Genomic DNA, 17,340 nt, shown 5'->3' with positions numbered 1-17,340 from the left:
GTGACGAGCTTGAAGAAAAAGGCACTGTTGTTAGTATTCCCATTTCTGTTTCTTTTAATCGGGGGATGTGTCCGAATCGAATATGATGCGACCGTCCACTACGACCAATCGGTCACGTTAGAGACGACGTATGCTTTCCGCGACCATCCGGTCATGAAGCTGCTCAATTTGCGGCTCGATTGGGATACATGGAAACAACAGGCGAATGAGAACGGATATGCGACACGTGACTACTCGAGTCAAGACGACTATGAAGGCATGGTGCTCAAGAAGACGTTCGACAACGTCGATGACCTTCAAAACATTAAAGAGGAGTGGAAGACCGGTCCGGCCGGTATCCTCGTCCCACCTGATATGAAGTTTGATGTCGACAAAGAAGATGGGATTTGGTTTGACTCATACGTCATGAACACGAACCTCGACCTGCGGCTCGACCGCGTCGATTTGCCAGGTCTGAATTTAAGCGGCTCCCCGAAACAACTGGCCGAACGTTACGTTCGTCAAGCCGATATCCGGTTCAATCTGACCGTGCCGACCGGGGTGTTCGTCGAAGACGGTACTGGACTCGATGTACGGTCGATGAAACATGTCGAGTGGCAAGTGTACGGTGGCCGTCAAAATAATATGACGCTCGTCGCCCACGTGCCGAACGTCAAGGCGTGGATTATCACAGGCGTCATCATCGTCGTCCTTGGCCTAGTCGCTTTCTTTGTTTGGCGGAAATATCGTCAAAACGTCGGTAATCCGGACAAGACGTCGATTCGTTCTCGCATCTTCGGCGGCTTCATCCTCGTCTTGACCCTCGCGTTGATGATCGTGACTATTCGAGAAGAGTTGACGACGGAACGGAAATCTGAGGCGATTCGCCAAGCGGCGCAGACGGACGAGTTCATCCCGACGTTCGCCGTTCACGGCTTGCTCGGGACCGACCGCACATTCCTCCGCTTCTCGCAGTATATGGAACAGCGTGGGCTGGCGAAAGATGGTGCCCTCTGTACCGTGACGGTGAAAGGCGCGGCCGATTGCGTCATCAATGACTACAGCTCGAACCGACCGATTGTCCGGATTGAATATGAGGATGCCGAGGCATCGCTCAACAACCAGACGAAGTGGTTGAATGCGGCGATCGAACGCTATAAACAGGAACGAAACCGTTCGTTCGACCGGATGTATTTGATCGGTCACAGCATGGGCGGTGTGGCGGCAGCGAACTATATCTTGAATCAAGACGAATACATCGTCGATAAGTTCGTGACGTATGATAGTCCGTTCGCCGGAACACGACTTGCCAACTTCGGTCTGTCCGCCAGTAATTTCGGGATCAATACCGGCAGTCCTGCCATCCGGGATTTGTCCCCGAGTTCTGACGGATTGCAGGCGTTCCAAGAAAAACTTGAGACGTGGCCACGCTCCGTCCAAGTGTTCTCCTTCTCGGGACGCGGTGGCGAGTTCAACTTGATTGAGCCAGCGAGTTCGCTCTTGCTCGAAGAATATACGAACAACATCGAGACGGAAACCGTCCCATACGATCACTTCTCGCTTCATCGGAAGACAGACGTCCTCCGCGACACGGGCCGGTTCCTCTACGAGTTCACGAACGAATTCAATCCAGTCGAAACGAAATGATGAAAACCCGCTCTCTTTGTGAGAGCGGGTTTTGTTCGTCGTCATGTCGATGGTAGCCCGTCCACAACAAAGCCCACCTTCACAGGAAGGCGGGCTCGTATCAGTAGGTCATCGTCCAAGTGAGTTTCTGGAGCCAATAAATCACATACTTTCCGATTGGCAAATCGGTCTGAATCTCATCATAGGCGAGCGTATACGTTCCTTGCTCGTTGTTCCAGAGACGCTTGAAGTACCCGTCGACCTCGCGGATGAATGCTGTCTCCTCGGTCGTGACGACTTCGACATCCGCCTCCAAGTTGTAATCGTTCATGTTGCGGGTCGTATAGTTGCCCGACCCGATGACGACGACGCGACGGTCCCCTTCCACGTACAGCATTTTCGGGTGGTACTGCTCTTCGCCGACTTCGTACCACCGAATCTCGATTTGCTCCGGGTTCACCGTGTTCAATTCCGCGGCGACCGGCAAGTTCGGCAATCCTGACTTGTCGCGCCCGAACGCGTTCGTGTTCGGGTCAAGAATCAGTTTGACGAAGACGCCGCGCTCAGCGGCCTCGTGAATAGCTTGAATGATGTTACGGTCGGCCAAATAAAACATGCCGATCCAAATCGTCTCGCCTGATTCCGCTTCTTCCATCGCTTTGATGACGGCGTCCTGAATCTTGGATTCCGTGACGTAGCGGATTTGCATCGGGCCTTCCGACGGCTCGTCGCGCAGATTCGCGAGTTTCTCCTCGCTCGGGAAACGTTCGGCATCCCCTTTCGAGAACGTCGCGATCGCTTCCTCCCCTTCGAGGATGTCCGCTAAAATCGGGCCATCGAGCCGCACCCCGACGTTTGAATGATACCCGCTCGCATCATGCGGGTTGGCCGATAAGACGAAGCCGTCATTCTCGGTCACCATCACTTTGCGGTGGTTCGCTTTCACGTTCAACAGCCGTAAATACGACCGGATCGTGATGTCCGGTGCCGATTTGGCCATCGGGTTCGGCAACCAGCCGTTCTGGCTGTCCCCGAACCATTGGAACCCGATCCGATACAGCGTCGAGTATAAGATGTTCGGGTCGCGGAGCGCATCGAGGTTCGTGTAGACGATTTCCGCGCCCGCTTCCTTCAAGACGTCGAGATGATCGGACGCGTGTCCGTTATAGGTCGTATTGATTTCATCCGTGATTAAGACGACGTTCATGTCCGGATAGGCTTCCATCTGTTCGAGCAAGGCCGATGACAGACTGGCCGTGATGTCCGGATATTGCCGGTCTTCGTTCGAATATGGGTTGAATAAGAAAAAGTCCATGACGATATATTCCCGCGCCTCACGGATTGACCGCTCGACGTCTTGAAAAATCTCTTGCTCGTTCACTTCCGTGTCTTCCCCTTGATACGTCAAATCAGCTAAAAAATCGATTTGGTCATCTGAAATCGCGACCGGTTCTGACGCGCGTGACACGCCGTCTGGCAACGGTTTGACTTGATGATATACCATCGTGATGAGGAAGAGTAAGGCGAATACGGCCAAGCCCCATTTCAGCCATCCTTTCTTCCGTTTCTTGCGTTCCATCGAGCACCATCTCCTTTATTATTGACCTCTAAAAAACGGGCTGTAGTCCTCTACAGCCCGCTCGTTCATACTTCCATGATAATCGGAAGAACCATTGGGTGTCTTCGTGTTTTTTGTGCCAAGTATGGCGTGAGTGTATCTGAGACGAGTTGTTTCAACTCCGACCATTTCATCTGCTTGTTCGACAAGCCTTGCTCGACCGTCTTCTTGAGCAAGCGCTCGCCGTCACGAATCAAGCTGCCCGATTCACGCATATAGACGAAGCCGCGTGAAATGATATCTGGACCTGAGACTAGTTTACGCGTCTTGCCGTCGATGCTGATGACGACGACGACGAGTCCGTCTTCTGAGAGGATGCGGCGATCGCGCAAAACGATATTGCCGATGTCCCCGATACCGTTCCCGTCGACGTAAACGGCGTTGGCCGAGATTTTCCCGGTGATGGCGGCCGAGTCAGCGTCGACAGCTAGCACTTCACCATTGTCCATGATGAAGCTGTTCTCTTTCGGGATGCCGACCGATTCGGCGAGTTCGGCGTGTTTCACCAACATGCGGTACTCCCCGTGAATCGGCATGAAGAATTTCGGATTGAGCAAGCGAATCATGAGCAATTGCTCTTGTTGCGATCCGTGACCCGACGTGTGAATGTTCGTCAATTTTCCATAAACGACGTCCGCGCCGGCTTTATACAATTGGTCGATCGTCTTCCCGACCGAGATGGCGTTACCCGGAATCGGAGACGACGAGAAGATGACCGTGTCGCCAGGAATGATTGATACTTGACGGTGTGTCCCGTTGGCGATGCGGCTGAGCGCAGCCATCGGCTCACCTTGTGAACCGGTACAAAGAATCGCCACTTCATGTGGCTCGTAGTTCCGTAACTGATTCGCTTCGACGATCATGCCTTTCGGGACGTTGATGAAGCCGAGCTCTTGCCCGATTGTCATGACCTTGTCCATCGAACGGCCGAAGATGGCCAAATGACGGCCCGTCTCGGCACAAGCGTCGACGACTTGTTGCAGGCGATAAATGTTCGAGGCGAACGTCGCGAAGATGACGCGCCCTTCGGCTTTTCGGAACGTCTCACTGATCGTGCCGCCGACAACTTTTTCACTCATCGTGAAGCCTTCGACTTCTGCGTTCGTCGAATCGGACAAGAGGCAAAGCACGCCTTCTTTCCCGATGTCTGCCATCTTGGCGATGTCAGCCGGTTCGCCGACCGGTGTGAAGTCGAACTTAAAGTCACCGGTATGGACGATATTCCCTTGTGGCGTCTTCACGACGACACCGAGCGAGTTCGGAATCGAGTGAGTCGTGCGGAAGAATGAGATGCTCGTCTTTCTGAACTTGACGATGGCGTCCTCATCAATCTCATGCAGTTCCGCTTCCCGGAGCAACCCGTGCTCTTCGAGTTTCACTTTAATCAAGCCGAGCGCGAGTTTCGTCGCGTAAATCGGAAGCTTCACTTGTTTCAAGAGAAACGGGATGCCGCCGATATGGTCTTCGTGACCGTGGGTGATGAACACCCCTTTGACTTTGTCTTTGTTTTTAATCAAGTATGAGTAATCAGGGATCACGTAGTCGATTCCAAGCAAGTCATCCTCCGGGAACATGACGCCCGCATCGATGACGATGATTTCATCTTGGAATTGAACAACGTACGTGTTCTTCCCGATTTCTCCGAGTCCGCCTAGTGCGAACACAGCTGTTTGGTGGTTCTTTACAAACTTCATTTAATCTCTCCTTACTACAAGTAGTTGATGTTCATCTATGTGAAACATAAGTGATTCTCGCAATATAATTACGTTCCGTAAGATTCTTTCTTCATTATAGCTCATATTGTGACAATATTTCACTATTGACGTAAGATTGAGGGCGGTTTCTCGATTTCGTGTTATGCTTTTTAGTATACAACTGACTTAATCAAGACAGAGAAAGCATGGTGAAGAAAAATGGAAGATAAGAAAGTAGTCTTTTTTGACATCGATGGCACGTTGCTCCATGAAGGGTCGTACATTCCCCCTTCGACGATCGCGGCCATTCAGCAGCTACGTCACAACGGCGTCGAGACGTTCATCGCGACAGGGCGTGGCCCGGCGATGCTGTCTGATATCCCAGAACAGCTCGGCATCGACAGCTTTGTCTGCTACAACGGACAAATCGTCGTCCACCAAGGCGAGGTCGTCTATCGGAACACGTTGCCGACCGACGCGCTCCGTCGCTTGACCGAACATGCCGGCTCAAACGACCATACGCTCGTCTATCTCGGACAACACCGTGGCGGTGCCACGAAAGCGAACGACCATGTCGTCGAACAGTCACTCGGAGAACTTGATATGCCGATTCCGACATATGATCCGAATTTCCATATCGAACAGGCCGTCTATCAGACGCTCCTGTATTGCACGCCTGAAGAAGAACATCACTATTTGGATGCGTACGGCGAGTTTGATTTCATCCGCTGGCATCCGCACGCCATGGACGTCATCAATCGTGGCGCCAGTAAAGCCGACGGTATCCGTCACTTCATCGAGACGAACGGCTATCGGCTCGAGAACACGTACGCGTTCGGCGACGCTTTGAACGATTTGGCGATGCTTCAATACGTCGGAACGGGCATCGCAATGGGCAATGCCCGGGTCGAAGCGAAAGAAGTCGCCGACTTCGTGACGAAATCGATTCTCGAAGATGGAATCGAGTACGGCTTAAAATCAATGAAGCTCATTTAATGAAAAACGAGAGGCGCGCGCCTCTCGTTTTTTTATCTGGACCGAAGTGTGCGTTCGAGTCTATCCAAGTCCGTATCTTTCCCGATGATGATCAAGATGTCCTCTGGCAAAATCATCTCGTCGGCTTGCGGTGAGATGATGACGTCATCATTGCGGCGGACCGCGACGATGTTGACGCCGTATTTGGCGCGAAGGTCCAAATCGATGAGCGACTTGTTCGACAGTTTGTCCGACGCCTTGATTTCAACGATCGAGTGCTCGTTCGAGAGCTCGAGGTAGTCAAGGATGCTTTGGCTCATCAATCCGTTCGCAATCCGGATGCCCATGTCGCGCTCTGGGTGGACGATGTTATCGGCCCCGATGCGACGCAACACTTTCTCGTGATAATCATTCGTCGCCTTGACCGTGATGATTTGAACGCCGAGCTCTTTTAAAATGAGTGTCGTCAAAATCGAGGCTTGAATGTTTTCACCGATGGCCACAATCACGTGTTCAAAGTTGCGAATGCCAAGACTTTTCAATACGTTCTCGTCGGTCGTGTCCGCGATGACCGCATGCGTCGCCAATCCCATAAACTCGTTGACGCGTTCTTCATCCGCATCGATCGCCAACACGTCATAACCGTTCGCCGACAATTCACGAACGATCGAGCCGCCAAACCGTCCTAATCCGATGACTGCAAATTCACCTGTCATAATTTCATACATCCCTTTCCTACGCTGTTTCTGTTCCCGATTCTTCGTACAGTGTAACCGATTCCCCTCAAAAAAACTATATAAAAAAAGACCGGAATATCCGGTCTTTACGCTTTACCACTCGAACGCTTTCCGCGTACATAGTCATTGTCGAACAAGAACAGGCGTAGCAAGAGATACAGCGCCGGTACGAGCAAGAGCAATCCGAGGATGAAGACGACGACGAGGGCGATGGCCATCGACTCGTTGACGACGCTTCCGTTGATGTCGATGTACGGATAAAGAATGTACGGCAAGTGCGTATATCCGTATCCGAACCAAGCCATAAAGAACTGACCCATGACCATCAAGAACGCGATGCCGTAGTTTCGCTTCATGTAGACGAGTGCAACGGCTACAGCGAAGAAGATGAAACTTGCAGCGAACCACCACCAGTTGCCCGCTAAGATGCTCTCATAATGCCAAGCTGCCTGCGACTTCAACCCGAAGAAGACGAGGCCCGACGCGACAATCGTCGGAACGCTCCAGAACAAGGCCCATTTTCGAACGAGTGGGACCGCCTGAGCGTCACGCGCCTTATCGGCATAGAACAAGAGGAACATGGCACTGATATAGAGCACCGACACGATTGCCAAGGTGACGACGGTCCAAGAGTAGAAGTTAGTGAACAACTTCATGCCGTCAAAGAAGACGCCCGACTCGGTCTCATTGATAAATCCGCCTTGGCTGACCGTAAGAACGGTAGACATCGAGGCCGGGATTAACAGCCCGGTCGCCCCATATAAGAACATATAGAACGTGCTCTCTTTTGAGCCGTAGTTGGCAAACGCGTAGAAACTACCGCGAATCGCCAACAGAATCAACACGACCGAGGCCGGTACGAGAAGTGCCGTCCCGTAATAGTAAGCCGTATCTGGGAAAAACCCGACGATCCCGACGAAGAAGAAGACGAAGAACACGTTCGTCACTTCCCACGTCGGCGATAAATACCGTGCAATCAGACGGTTGATCTTTTGGTCCCGCTTCGTGTACTTACTATAGAAAGCGAAGAAGCCGGCACCGAAATCAATCGATGCGACGATGAGATAGCCGTACAAAAACGTCCATAGTACGGCAATCCCTAATTCTTGAATCTGCATGTCATACCCTCCGATCACACTTCATCCGCGAACATCGCTTCACCGCGATGCTCCGATTGTTTTAGTTCTTTCCCTACTGGGTTGTCTTTGAACAGACGAGTCAAGACGAGTACCGTGACCACGCCAAGAACTGCATACAGGATCGCAAAGGCGATAAGCATCCATCCTACGTTTGCCGATGTCGTCGCCGCCTCACTCGTGCGCATCAAATCGTAAAGCGCCCACGGCTGACGACCGAACTCTGCGAAGAACCAACCAAACTCGATGGCCATCATCGCGAGCGGACCGCCTGCGGCGATAGCGATGAGCATCGGTTTACTGAATTGAGGCAGTCGCTTGATATATCGTCCGAGCACGAACAAGAACGAAATCAATGCCAGCAACATCCCAATCCCGACCATCGCATCAAACAGGTAGTGGATGAATAGTGGAGGTTGATCTTCTTTCGCAAATTCATCAAGACCGGTCACCTCGTAGTTCGGCACACCGCCCGCTAGGATTGACAAGGCGTACGGAATCTTCAAGGCGCCACGTACTTCGTAACCGCCCTCTCCGTCTTCCTCGAGCCATCCGCCTAGAATCAGCTCAGCCTCCGAGGAGGTTTCAAAATGCCACTCCGCAGCCGCCAATTTGTCCGGCTGGTACTTCGCCAAGTATTTACCTGAGAAGTCGCCGACGAGTGCAGTCGCAATCGCGAAGATGAGCGCGACGGTCATCGTCAAGCGAAGACCTTTTTTATGATACTCGATTGATAACTTATCAAGCTGGTTCCGTCGCTGACGGAGCAACTGGACAGCGGCGATGGCGGCTAGAATGAACGCCGATGTCAAAATGGCCGACGTCAAGACGTGCGCCATTTTGGTCGGCATTGCTGGGCTGAACATCGCCTCGATTGGACTCACGTTGGCGAGTCGACCGTCGACAATATCAAATCCGACCGGCTGGTTCATAAAGCTGTTGACGGTCGTAATGAAGAACCCTGAGAACAAGGCACCGACCGCGACTGGAATCCCGACTAGCATATGGTGCCACGGGTTTTTAAATCGATCCCACGTGTACAAATAAATCCCGAGGAAGATCGCTTCAAAGAAGAAAGCGAACGTTTCCATGAACAGTGGAAGTGCGATCGTTTGACCGGCGACCCGCATGAGGTTCGGCCAAAGTAAAGACAGCTGGAGCCCGATTGCCGTACCTGTCACGACACCGACCGCTACTGTGACGACATATCCCCGTGACCACCGACGGGCCATCAAGGTGTATTTCGGATCTTTCTTTTTAATACCTAGAAACTCTGCCAATAAAATGAGTAATGGAACCCCGACGCCGATTGTGGCAAATATCACGTGGAAACCCAACGTGAGTGCCGTTAACGCCCGGCTCATCAGGACAGGATCTTGAAACATCTATCGATTACCTCCTATCTCTCTCTAGCGCTTTAAACCAATGTCTATCGCGCAACATCACAGATGATTTCCCTTGGATACCCTTATCATAATGATTTTATATAGCGCTGTAATGTCTCAATGCTTGAGTTCGCAAAATGTTCACATTTGAGCATGCTTAACAATATCGACGCTTTACAACTCTTACTTTTTTCCCAAATCTTTAACGGTTCACGCACAATTCTACACATTTCATACAAAAAAGCGGACACCGTCGTGTCCGCTTGCTTCATTTAATGATGGCCGTTCTAAAGAAATGATCGAACAGCTCGATGGCGACATCGATGGCCCGCTCATCCGGATTGAGCGTCGATTGGTGAAGCCCCGACCCCATATCGTTCACGCCGAGCCAGATCATAAAGCCTGGAACTTGTTTCAGCATGTATCCGAAATCTTCACCGGTCATGGCCGGTACGCACGTCTTGTATGAGTATCCGACTTCCTCGACCGCTTCTTCGAATTGGAACAAATAACGCTCGTCGTTGACGACCTCATGATAACGATTGCCGAACTCGAGGTCGATGTGGACGTTATACGTCATCTCCACCCCGGCGATGATTTGACGGATGCGTCGTTCGAGCACGACCATCTCCTTGTCCGACAAGGCCCGAATCGTACCGTCAAGCTTCGCCGTGTCCGCGATGATGTTCTCTTTCGTCCCAGCCATCACTTTCCCGATCGAGATGACCGCGCTGCCCATCGGGTCGATGTTCCGCGAGACGATTGTTTGCAGCTGCATAATCAACGCGGCCTGAACGATGACGGCATCAATTCCGGCGTGCGGGAAGGCACCATGCCCGCCTTTCCCATGAATCGTCAAATGCAACTCGCGCGCACTCGCGAACAAAACACCTGGACGCGACGCGATCGTGCCGACAGGATATTCTGGTGCGACGTGAAGTCCGAACATCGCATCGGGGCGGAAATGATAGAACAGTTCCGACATGGCCATCGGTTCAGCACCGCCCGGACCTTCTTCGGCTGGTTGGAAGAAGATGACGAGGTGATGGTCGAGCGGCTCTTCGACGGCTCGCTTAATCAACCCGAGAGCGATTGCCATATGAACGTCATGGCCACAGGCGTGCATCATCCCTTCATGGACCGAGGCAAACTCGAGGCCCGTCTCTTCGGTGATCGGTAAGCCGTCCATGTCGGCCCGGTAACCAATCGTCTTTTCACCGACAAGCCCGTCGATGCGGACGAACAAACCGGTACGCCAATGCGAGATGTGCACGCGCGGCGAGTTCAAGGATCGAATCAGTTCCTCAAGCGTCGCCTGTGTCTTGAACTCTTCATAACCTCGTTCTGGAATCAAATGTAATTGCCGTCTTGCCTCAATTGCCCAACTCATTCCACACTCTCCTTCGTCACTTCATCAACAATCTCCCAAAACGCCTTCACTTGCGCCAACTCGAGCATCGACTCGGTCGATAACATCCACGTATCCCGGACGAGCGGAATCCCATCCGACGACGTGAGCGGAATCTTATTGATTGCCTCGACATCGCGAATCGTCGACTCAGGTAAAATCGCGAATCCGATTCCGTGTAACGCCATCTGTTTGCACGTCTCGATTTGGTCGACGACGAGCGTCGTGAGCGGCGGGCTCGAGAAGCGCTCTTGCCACCACTCCAAAATTTCTTGATAATACGTCGAGTCGCTCTTGAATTGAATGAACGAACGCTCGTTATTTTTTAATTGTTTCAAATCGGTCATCCGCAAGTCGACCAGGTGAAGCGAATCTGAGAACAATTTCATCTTCTCGCCGCGCCAATCCGGATTCCCGCGAATGATGCCGATATGGAAATTTTCCTCTAGCATATAGCGCATCATCTCGCTTGACCAGCCCGTGACGAGTTTGACTCGAACCGATGGATACCGCTCGACGAATCGCTTCAAGACGCGCGGTAGCCAATACTGACCCATGATGGATGCGACGGCGATTTTTAATGTACCGTACACCTCACCTTGTTGCGCTGTCAACTCCCCACGCAGCTCCTGCTCCTCGCTATACATCTTCTTCGCGAAGTCGATGATTTTTTCACCGTCCGGCGTGAGCGCGAGGCCCCGGGTCGAACGGACAAAAATTTTCTTGCCCCACTGATGCTCGATTGTGACGAGGCGCTGACTGAGTGCGGGCTGGGAGACAAACAAGCGCTCCGCCGCTTTCCGCATATTCAACTCTTCGGCGAGGACGATTAACACTTCCACTTCTGATACTTGCATGACGTCACCTATTTCTCTATCGTTTCAAAGATTGTATACTGGATACGTTATTGCTTCACTGTATCATATCATGTTTGTCGATTAGTTTTGAATCGTCAGGAGGAAATCAGATGCAACGTCATCATTTTGCCTTTATTGTCGCCACCATCGCGACGCTCGGCAGTCTTTATTTCTCGGAAATCATGCTGTACGTGCCATGCAAGTTATGCTGGTTCCAACGCATATTTATGTATCCGCTCGCCATCTATTACTTGACGGTGCTTCTCTCGAACCGTGCTGTGAACAAATTGTTCGTCGGTCTCATGGCCGGGGCGGGTTGGGCAATCGCCCTCTATCACGTCATTCTCGAACGCATCCCAAACGGCGACGCGTTCTGCAGTAACGACTGTTTGATTCGTTGGGTGAACTACTTCGGATTCATCACGATCCCGCTGCTCAGCTTGATCGCGTTCACACTCATCTTGCTCATCCAATTCGTGCCGACACGCTCGAAGCGCTAATCTGTGATACACAAAAGAACCGGTCTACCGACCGGTTTTTTTGTTTGATTTACGATTGCTTTGGCCGGCATCCTTCGTTTCTGGGGCGATGCGGATGCCTCCGCAGCGCGAATCGCGCTTTACGGGGTCGTCCTTGCATCGCTCTCCCCTAGGAGTTCGGTTGCCGGCTTTTGGCATCGATTGATTTGTAGCATAGGGAAGTCCCTTCGATCCGGCCCGTGGCGCCCTGACTCATGCAGGAAAGCAATCCGACGAAGACCCCGCAGTGCCGGATTCGGCGCGAGGAGGCTACGGGATTGCCTGCTGAAAGCATGGGCGCCTAACGGGACGGTTCGAAAGTTACCACATAAAAAAGAACCAGCCGGGGGCTGGTTCTTAAGATCACTGCCACCACTCGTCATAGAGCGAGGCCGGCATATGGTGTTTATGGCGCGACCGTTTGAAGATTGTCTCAATCCGTTCAGCGATGGCTGGATCGACTGATTTCCCTTCGAGATAATCATCGAGTTGATCATACGTCATCCCGAGAGCGACCTCGTCCGGGAGTCCCGGTTTGTCATCTTCCAAATCAGCCGTCGGCACTTTATAAATCAAGCTCTCATGCGCTTCAAGTTCATGGAGCAACGCTTTCCCTTGGCGCTTGTTCAATCCTGTGAGCGGCGTCAAGTCGGCCGCCCCGTCCCCGTGCTTCGTGTAAAAACCAGTGACGTATTCGGCCGCATGGTCCGTGCCGACGACGAGGGCACCGTACGTGGCTGCGATGTCGTATTGCACTTTCATCCGCTCGCGCGCTTTCGTGTTCCCTTTATGGAAGTCGCCAAGTTCGAGTCCCGTCGCTTCATGGAACGAGTTGGCTGAGACATCGACGGCCGGTTTCACGTTGACCGTGAACGTTTTGTCCGGTCGAATGAAGTCGAGGGCACGTTTGGCGTCGGCCTCGTCATGTTGCTCGCCATAGGGCAGACGGACGGCGTAGAATGTAAAGTCCGCACTTGTTTCCTCACGCAATTCTTCCATCGCCAGCTGGCAGAGCTTGCCGGCGAGCGTTGAGTCTTGTCCTCCCGAGATGCCGAGGACGAGCCCTTTCGCGCCTGCTCGTTTGACATAAGCCTTTAAAAAATCGATTCGGCGACGAATCTCTTCGGCTGGGTTGATGGATGGTTTGACGTGTGTCGTCTCAATAATATGTTGCTGCATTCTCAACTTCCTCCCTATCTGATATCGGTTTGCCTAATTGTCTGACAATCTATGAATGCCGTCAACTTGTTTCATTCCCGAAACAAAACGACGGAAACCTAAGTTTCCGTCGTCCGGTTATTGAATGCGGAACGATGCGACGTCGCCGCCGATCGGTGTCATCTCCAAGAATAATGCTTTTCCTGCCGGTGGTTCTTCATCCATTAAGACACCAAATGTGAAGCTGCCACTTGTCACTTCGGCCGCACCTTGGGCATATAGATTATGACCGTCCGACACGCTCCATTCGAACTCTTCGACGTCCGTGTATCCAGAAACATCGATCGCGTTACCGTTCAATTTGATGGCCACATCGCGGAACGAACCGTCCGTTTGCGCGGGTTGGTCGCTCGGCTCTTCAACGGGTTCTTCTGTCGTTTCTTCCGTCGTTTCTTCGGCCGGCTCTTCCGGTGTTTCTTCAGTCAGCACCTCGGAAGCTTCAACGGTCAGCGACTGTTGATCGGTGACCGCCATCTCAGGTGCACCTTCGACTTGGGCCAGACCGACGAAGTCCACCGTGTACTCACCCGCTTCGAGCGTGAGTGGGAATACTTCATCGAACACTTTCTTCTCACCTGGTGCCCACGTCTCTTCGATAATCGATTCTGTGAACATATATTCACTGCCATAGTCGAAGATGGTCGTATCCCCGTTCATCACCGTCATCTGAAAGCGTTGCGACGAATTGAACGTCACGTTGACGGGCTCCTCGTTCGGATTCGTCATCGATACCGTCGCCGACAACTGTTTGGACTCGGCATCGTAGCTCACGTCCGTCTCGAGTGTCAATAAGGCAGGCGGTGTCGACGCGTTACCGTCCACATCGCTCGGGTTCGCTTCTTCTTTGCTGCAAGCCGCGACGACCAACATCATCGCCGTAACGATTGCCAATAACCAAGTTTTCTTCACGTATCCCACTCTCCTCTGAAAAATAAAAAACGTCTATAGCACTAGTGTAAACGTTCGTGCAGACGTTTGTAATGGGTTTACGGATATTATTCACCTTTATTATGAAACTTGGACGTTTTCCACGTATTGCTGCCATCCTGTCATGAACAACGCGTCAGCGACGTCGATATCGGACCGAACTTGTGCAGAGATCGAGAACGTCTCGCTGTGAATCGACTCAAAGATGACCGTGATCATACCATCGACGACTTCCTTATAGGCTACGAGTTCTGGTGTTTCTGCAAAAAGCATCATGAGTGTGGCTCCTTTTCGGTTATAAGATATGTATAGTGTATCAACGATTATATTGAGAATAACGTCCCATCGTTCGACAGGCCAAAAGACCCGTTTACCCAACTGTCGAATTGCTGGTATCGATTGTTAGTCATTTGGATGAATTATCAAATTATTCGTGCAAAAAGAGAGACGAATCGCAATCCGATTCGTCTCTCTTCCTGTAACTGTAAAAAAATTAAATTCATGATTGTCGAATGATTTGTTACTTCGTTCGGTTTGAAATTTGTTGCCACACTGTCCCGAGTGCCGTTTCCCCGCTCGTGATCCGTTCTTTGGCAAGGCGTGCCTGCAACGACACCTCGAACTCACGATCGTCTTCGGCGATTTTGAGGGCGGGTACGGCCTGTTCATCTCCGCAGTCGAACAAGAATCGAGCGGCCCGCCACCGGACGAGCTTGCTCTTATCCTTGAGCGCCTCAATCATCGACGGTTGCGACTGCGGCAACGCCCAATCGGACACCGTGTCGCCGGCCGTACGCCGTACAATCGGTGACGAGTCGACGAGTGCCTGTTCGATATACGTGACATACTCTTCCCGATTCTCTTCGAACATGCCAATCATGACGACCGCTTGTCGACGGATGGCCATCACCTTGTCCTCGAGGGCGCGGCGGAAGTACACCATGTTGTCCGGGGTAATCTCGAGCTCGTCCAAGAACGCCAAACGTGCTTTCCAATCGTCTGATTGCAATTGGTTCGCATTGGCTTCATAGTCAGCTTCCCGGCCAAACGCCCGGGCGACGATGCGAGCGACCCGCTCTTCAGGATACGCCGCCTCGAGTTCTTCTTGCGCGACGACACTCACATCCTCGAGCTCACCGTAACGCGGGGCTTGTTCGACCCAGCGTCGGTCTTGGATGACGTTTTTCACTTGGGCCTGCACGTCAAGTGCGGCGTCGACGAACCGTTTTGACAGGCCGACCCGTTTTTCCGAATCGCCTTTGACGAGTTTCAATTGCATCGGCACATCGAGGACGAACTGGACCGAGACGTGCACCGGTTCGTAGTCCGCCGCCATTTGGCTTGCCTCGACTTCCGGCACGTCTTCCCCGAACGCGCGGCGAATCTCGTTCATGACGTCGTGCCAGTCATGTTTCGGATGGCGTTCGACGGCGAGGAAGTCGGAGACAGCGTAGACCGACTTGACCCCGCGTAAGCCGACGATGTCTTCAATGATCGGCGGCATATCACGGCTCGCCTTGTCATACGTGACACCACGGCCCGTGAACGCCGGTTCGACGATAATCTTCAAGTTATTTGGACTTGGAGTTGGTTCGATTGCTACTAATTTCATTCTCATCACCTCACTCTCAATCGTGACGAAAACGACAAAAAAACGCAAGCGAGTCGCTTGCGTCGTGAACAATCAAAATAGGGCGATGAACTGTTGGAGCGAATACTCTTCTCCTTCGACGATGAACGTATCATCTGCTGACACAGGCTCAAGGAAGAAGCGCTTCTCCCCATCGGCTTTGACGTATCCGAAGATATGGCTCGTTTGATAGAACAATTCCACAATCGTCACCCGGCCGAACGTCATCCCGTCATTGATGATTGCCCGGTCCTCCAACTCGCCGCCATTATACAGTTCAATATACGTTTGCATGTTTGTCGTCGCTCCCTTTGTGTTTGTTTTCACAATTCATTTCTATCAAACAATCAGGGCGACTTCAAGTTAATTTTTTGCGTGACGCTTCCAAAAATCAATCCAGTTATAATACTCAGATAACACTCGGTCGATTTGTTGCCGAGACTTTTCATCGTGTAATCCAGTATCATCAATCTTTTCTTTACAATGCGTGATAAAGATTTCATTTCCTGGTAAAACGTTAGCACGATTTGTGGCAAATACTTGACGGAGATGAATTTGACATCGCGCCGTCCCAAGCATACCCGGAGACGCCCCGGCAATCATGACCGGTTTCTCACGGAGCGGCGTGCCTGGTTCGAGCGACAGCCAATCGATTGCGTTCTTCAACACACCCGGGATGCTGTGGTTATATTCCGGGGTGACGACGAGCAGACCGTCCGCCTCACGCACGGCTCGTTTGAAGTCGCGTACGACTTCGGGTTCATCCGGGTCGATCAAGTCGTCGTTATAGAGCGGCATCTCAATCGAAGCGATCTCGACGTCGAACCGATCTTGCCCGAGCTCGATGATGGAATGGAGCAGCGCCGTGTTATATGACGCCTTACGAAGACTTCCTGATACGGCAACGAGTTTGAATTTAGACATCCTGTACCTCCTTGAGCCAATCATTGATGAGTTGCGCTTCTCGTTCTGGCTGTTCCATCATCCCCATATGGCTAGCCGGTACCGTCTGTTTCGTATGACGGTCCGCCCCTAGGAAAGCGCGTTCCGCATCCATGTTCGGATCACTAGATCCATAGAGGAAAAGACCGGGCAATTTCGTCGACCGGACCGTCTCCGTTTCATTGGCACGGTCGCGAATGGCCATCTGCGCGGAAATGATTCCTTCTTTTGACATCTCGTAGCCGATTTGCTTGGCGCGTTCAATCAACGCGGTGTCGGAATCAGCGGCAAACACACCCGGAATCATCGTGTCGATGAACGGATGTACCCCTTCTTCCATCACTCGTTCGATGGCTTCATTCCGCTTCACTTTGGCCGTCTCTGGATCAGCCGCCGCTGTCGAATGAATCAATCCGAAACCGGATAGCGCGTCCGGATAACGGCGGACGAGGTTTGTCGTGATGTAGCCCCCGAACGAATGACCGAGCACGATTGGACGCTTGAGATCGCGCAGTTTCATCTCAGAAAGCATCCAATCCGCAAACTGATCCATCGTCTCTGGTCCGGCCTCCGTCCCGGCATGTCCCGGTAATGTCAGCGCGTATACGTCCGCGTCCATCAATGGGATGAGTTCCTCAAAATAGTCAGGTGATCCACACAATCCATGTAACAGTACAACTTGTCTCAACG

The 17,340-nt window shown here is 52.1% G+C and carries 17 protein-coding genes; 3 read left to right on the top strand and 14 right to left on the bottom strand.

All coding sequences use genetic code 11. The features are described 5' to 3' along the window. A complete protein-coding gene (locus KNP84_RS06460) occupies positions 1 to 1,626 on the top strand; it encodes an alpha/beta hydrolase (protein ID WP_031200155.1) in 1,626 nt (541 codons plus the stop codon). A gap of 100 nt (positions 1,627 to 1,726) precedes the next feature. Here the strand turns inward: KNP84_RS06460 and KNP84_RS06455 are convergent, their stop codons facing one another. Together KNP84_RS06455 and rnjA are read right to left on the bottom strand one after the other, a co-directional pair. After that, positions 1,727 to 3,184 (bottom strand): phospholipase D family protein, encoded by a 1,458-nt coding sequence (locus tag KNP84_RS06455; RefSeq protein WP_215114511.1) that lies wholly within the window; start codon positions 3,182 to 3,184, stop codon positions 1,727 to 1,729. Between the two features lie 65 nt (positions 3,185 to 3,249). Beyond that, on the bottom strand, positions 3,250 to 4,917 hold the full coding sequence (rnjA, locus tag KNP84_RS06450; RefSeq protein ID WP_021066990.1) for a ribonuclease J1: 1,668 nt from the start codon (positions 4,915 to 4,917) through the stop codon (positions 3,250 to 3,252). A gap of 219 nt (positions 4,918 to 5,136) precedes the next feature. Between rnjA and KNP84_RS06445 the strand changes: the two genes are divergently transcribed. After that, positions 5,137 to 5,913, top strand: coding sequence for a Cof-type HAD-IIB family hydrolase (locus tag KNP84_RS06445; RefSeq protein ID WP_214719506.1), 777 nt, complete (start codon positions 5,137 to 5,139; stop codon positions 5,911 to 5,913). Positions 5,914 to 5,945: 32 nt separating this feature from the next. On the opposite strand, the gene KNP84_RS06440 is transcribed toward KNP84_RS06445, so the two are convergent. From KNP84_RS06440 to KNP84_RS06420, 5 genes are all read right to left on the bottom strand, one after another. Continuing rightward, a complete protein-coding gene (locus KNP84_RS06440; protein WP_029595762.1) occupies positions 5,946 to 6,608 on the bottom strand; it encodes a potassium channel family protein in 663 nt (220 codons plus the stop codon). A gap of 107 nt (positions 6,609 to 6,715) precedes the next feature. Further along, positions 6,716 to 7,747: a cytochrome d ubiquinol oxidase subunit II gene (locus tag KNP84_RS06435; protein ID WP_021066987.1), complete on the bottom strand. Its 1,032-nt coding sequence runs from the start codon at positions 7,745 to 7,747 to the stop codon at positions 6,716 to 6,718. A 14-nt stretch (positions 7,748 to 7,761) separates the two neighbouring features. Continuing rightward, positions 7,762 to 9,150, bottom strand: a complete 1,389-nt coding sequence (locus tag KNP84_RS06430) for a cytochrome ubiquinol oxidase subunit I (RefSeq protein WP_021066986.1) — start codon at positions 9,148 to 9,150, stop codon at positions 7,762 to 7,764. 268 nt (positions 9,151 to 9,418) lie between these two features. Continuing rightward, positions 9,419 to 10,540 carry an N-acetyldiaminopimelate deacetylase gene (locus KNP84_RS06425; RefSeq protein WP_215114510.1) on the bottom strand — a complete coding sequence of 374 codons (1,122 nt, stop codon included), beginning with the start codon at positions 10,538 to 10,540 and terminating at the stop codon, positions 9,419 to 9,421. Continuing rightward, positions 10,537 to 11,415, bottom strand: coding sequence for a transcriptional regulator CcpC (locus KNP84_RS06420; protein ID WP_021066984.1), 879 nt, complete (start codon positions 11,413 to 11,415; stop codon positions 10,537 to 10,539). Before KNP84_RS06420 ends, KNP84_RS06425 begins: the two co-directional genes overlap by 4 nt. 110 nt (positions 11,416 to 11,525) lie before the next feature. Between KNP84_RS06420 and KNP84_RS06415 the strand changes: the two genes are divergently transcribed. Next, a complete protein-coding gene (locus KNP84_RS06415; RefSeq protein ID WP_021066983.1) occupies positions 11,526 to 11,915 on the top strand; it encodes a disulfide bond formation protein B in 390 nt (129 codons plus the stop codon). A gap of 381 nt (positions 11,916 to 12,296) precedes the next feature. Here KNP84_RS06415 and nadE read toward each other — a convergent pair whose 3' ends face one another. The 7 genes from nadE to KNP84_RS06380 all read right to left on the bottom strand — a co-directional run bounded on the left by nadE (position 12,297) and on the right by KNP84_RS06380 (position 17,338). Continuing rightward, positions 12,297 to 13,112 carry an ammonia-dependent NAD(+) synthetase gene (gene nadE / locus KNP84_RS06410; RefSeq protein WP_215114509.1) on the bottom strand — a complete coding sequence of 272 codons (816 nt, stop codon included), beginning with the start codon at positions 13,110 to 13,112 and terminating at the stop codon, positions 12,297 to 12,299. Between the two features lie 117 nt (positions 13,113 to 13,229). Continuing rightward, on the bottom strand, positions 13,230 to 14,060 hold the full coding sequence (locus KNP84_RS06405; protein ID WP_353049102.1) for a BsuPI-related putative proteinase inhibitor: 831 nt from the start codon (positions 14,058 to 14,060) through the stop codon (positions 13,230 to 13,232). 99 nt (positions 14,061 to 14,159) lie between these two features. Next, positions 14,160 to 14,354, bottom strand: coding sequence for a hypothetical protein (locus tag KNP84_RS06400; protein ID WP_021066980.1), 195 nt, complete (start codon positions 14,352 to 14,354; stop codon positions 14,160 to 14,162). Positions 14,355 to 14,598: 244 nt separating this feature from the next. Then, positions 14,599 to 15,690 carry a virulence factor gene (locus KNP84_RS06395; RefSeq protein ID WP_029595766.1) on the bottom strand — a complete coding sequence of 364 codons (1,092 nt, stop codon included), beginning with the start codon at positions 15,688 to 15,690 and terminating at the stop codon, positions 14,599 to 14,601. Between the two features lie 72 nt (positions 15,691 to 15,762). Continuing rightward, complete coding sequence (locus KNP84_RS06390) at positions 15,763 to 16,002, bottom strand: hypothetical protein (RefSeq protein ID WP_021066978.1); 240 nt, start codon at positions 16,000 to 16,002, stop codon at positions 15,763 to 15,765. A 69-nt stretch (positions 16,003 to 16,071) separates the two neighbouring features. Next, positions 16,072 to 16,632 (bottom strand): NADPH-dependent FMN reductase, encoded by a 561-nt coding sequence (locus KNP84_RS06385; RefSeq protein ID WP_021066977.1) that lies wholly within the window; start codon positions 16,630 to 16,632, stop codon positions 16,072 to 16,074. Beyond that, positions 16,625 to 17,338 carry an alpha/beta fold hydrolase gene (locus tag KNP84_RS06380; RefSeq protein WP_215114508.1) on the bottom strand — a complete coding sequence of 238 codons (714 nt, stop codon included), beginning with the start codon at positions 17,336 to 17,338 and terminating at the stop codon, positions 16,625 to 16,627. Before KNP84_RS06380 ends, KNP84_RS06385 begins: the two co-directional genes overlap by 8 nt. Between the last annotated feature and the right edge of the window lie 2 nt (positions 17,339 to 17,340).

The organism is Exiguobacterium sp. s70 (assembly GCF_018618315.1).
GTDB classification, from domain to species: Bacteria; Bacillota; Bacilli; order Exiguobacteriales; family Exiguobacteriaceae; genus Exiguobacterium; species Exiguobacterium chiriqhucha.
This window is presented reverse-complemented; position numbering and strand designations above follow the sequence as displayed.

What these genes read in the sequence shown, in the direction of transcription:
- KNP84_RS06455 (WP_215114511.1), bottom strand. Translation starts at nt 3,184, where the DNA reads ATGGAACGCAAGAAACGGAAGAAAGGATGGCTGAAATGGGGCTTGGCC.
- rnjA (WP_021066990.1), bottom strand. Translation starts at nt 4,917, where the DNA reads ATGAAGTTTGTAAAGAACCACCAAACAGCTGTGTTCGCACTAGGCGGA.
- KNP84_RS06445 (WP_214719506.1), top strand. Translation starts at nt 5,137, where the DNA reads ATGGAAGATAAGAAAGTAGTCTTTTTTGACATCGATGGCACGTTGCTC.
- KNP84_RS06440 (WP_029595762.1), bottom strand. Translation starts at nt 6,608, where the DNA reads ATGACAGGTGAATTTGCAGTCATCGGATTAGGACGGTTTGGCGGCTCG.
- KNP84_RS06435 (WP_021066987.1), bottom strand. Translation starts at nt 7,747, where the DNA reads ATGCAGATTCAAGAATTAGGGATTGCCGTACTATGGACGTTTTTGTAC.
- KNP84_RS06430 (WP_021066986.1), bottom strand. Translation starts at nt 9,150, where the DNA reads ATGTTTCAAGATCCTGTCCTGATGAGCCGGGCGTTAACGGCACTCACG.
- KNP84_RS06425 (WP_215114510.1), bottom strand. Translation starts at nt 10,540, where the DNA reads ATGAGTTGGGCAATTGAGGCAAGACGGCAATTACATTTGATTCCAGAA.
- KNP84_RS06420 (WP_021066984.1), bottom strand. Translation starts at nt 11,415, where the DNA reads ATGCAAGTATCAGAAGTGGAAGTGTTAATCGTCCTCGCCGAAGAGTTG.
- KNP84_RS06415 (WP_021066983.1), top strand. Translation starts at nt 11,526, where the DNA reads ATGCAACGTCATCATTTTGCCTTTATTGTCGCCACCATCGCGACGCTC.
- nadE (WP_215114509.1), bottom strand. Translation starts at nt 13,112, where the DNA reads ATGCAGCAACATATTATTGAGACGACACACGTCAAACCATCCATCAAC.
- KNP84_RS06400 (WP_021066980.1), bottom strand. Translation starts at nt 14,354, where the DNA reads ATGATGCTTTTTGCAGAAACACCAGAACTCGTAGCCTATAAGGAAGTC.
- KNP84_RS06395 (WP_029595766.1), bottom strand. Translation starts at nt 15,690, where the DNA reads ATGAAATTAGTAGCAATCGAACCAACTCCAAGTCCAAATAACTTGAAG.
- KNP84_RS06390 (WP_021066978.1), bottom strand. Translation starts at nt 16,002, where the DNA reads ATGCAAACGTATATTGAACTGTATAATGGCGGCGAGTTGGAGGACCGG.
- KNP84_RS06385 (WP_021066977.1), bottom strand. Translation starts at nt 16,632, where the DNA reads ATGTCTAAATTCAAACTCGTTGCCGTATCAGGAAGTCTTCGTAAGGCG.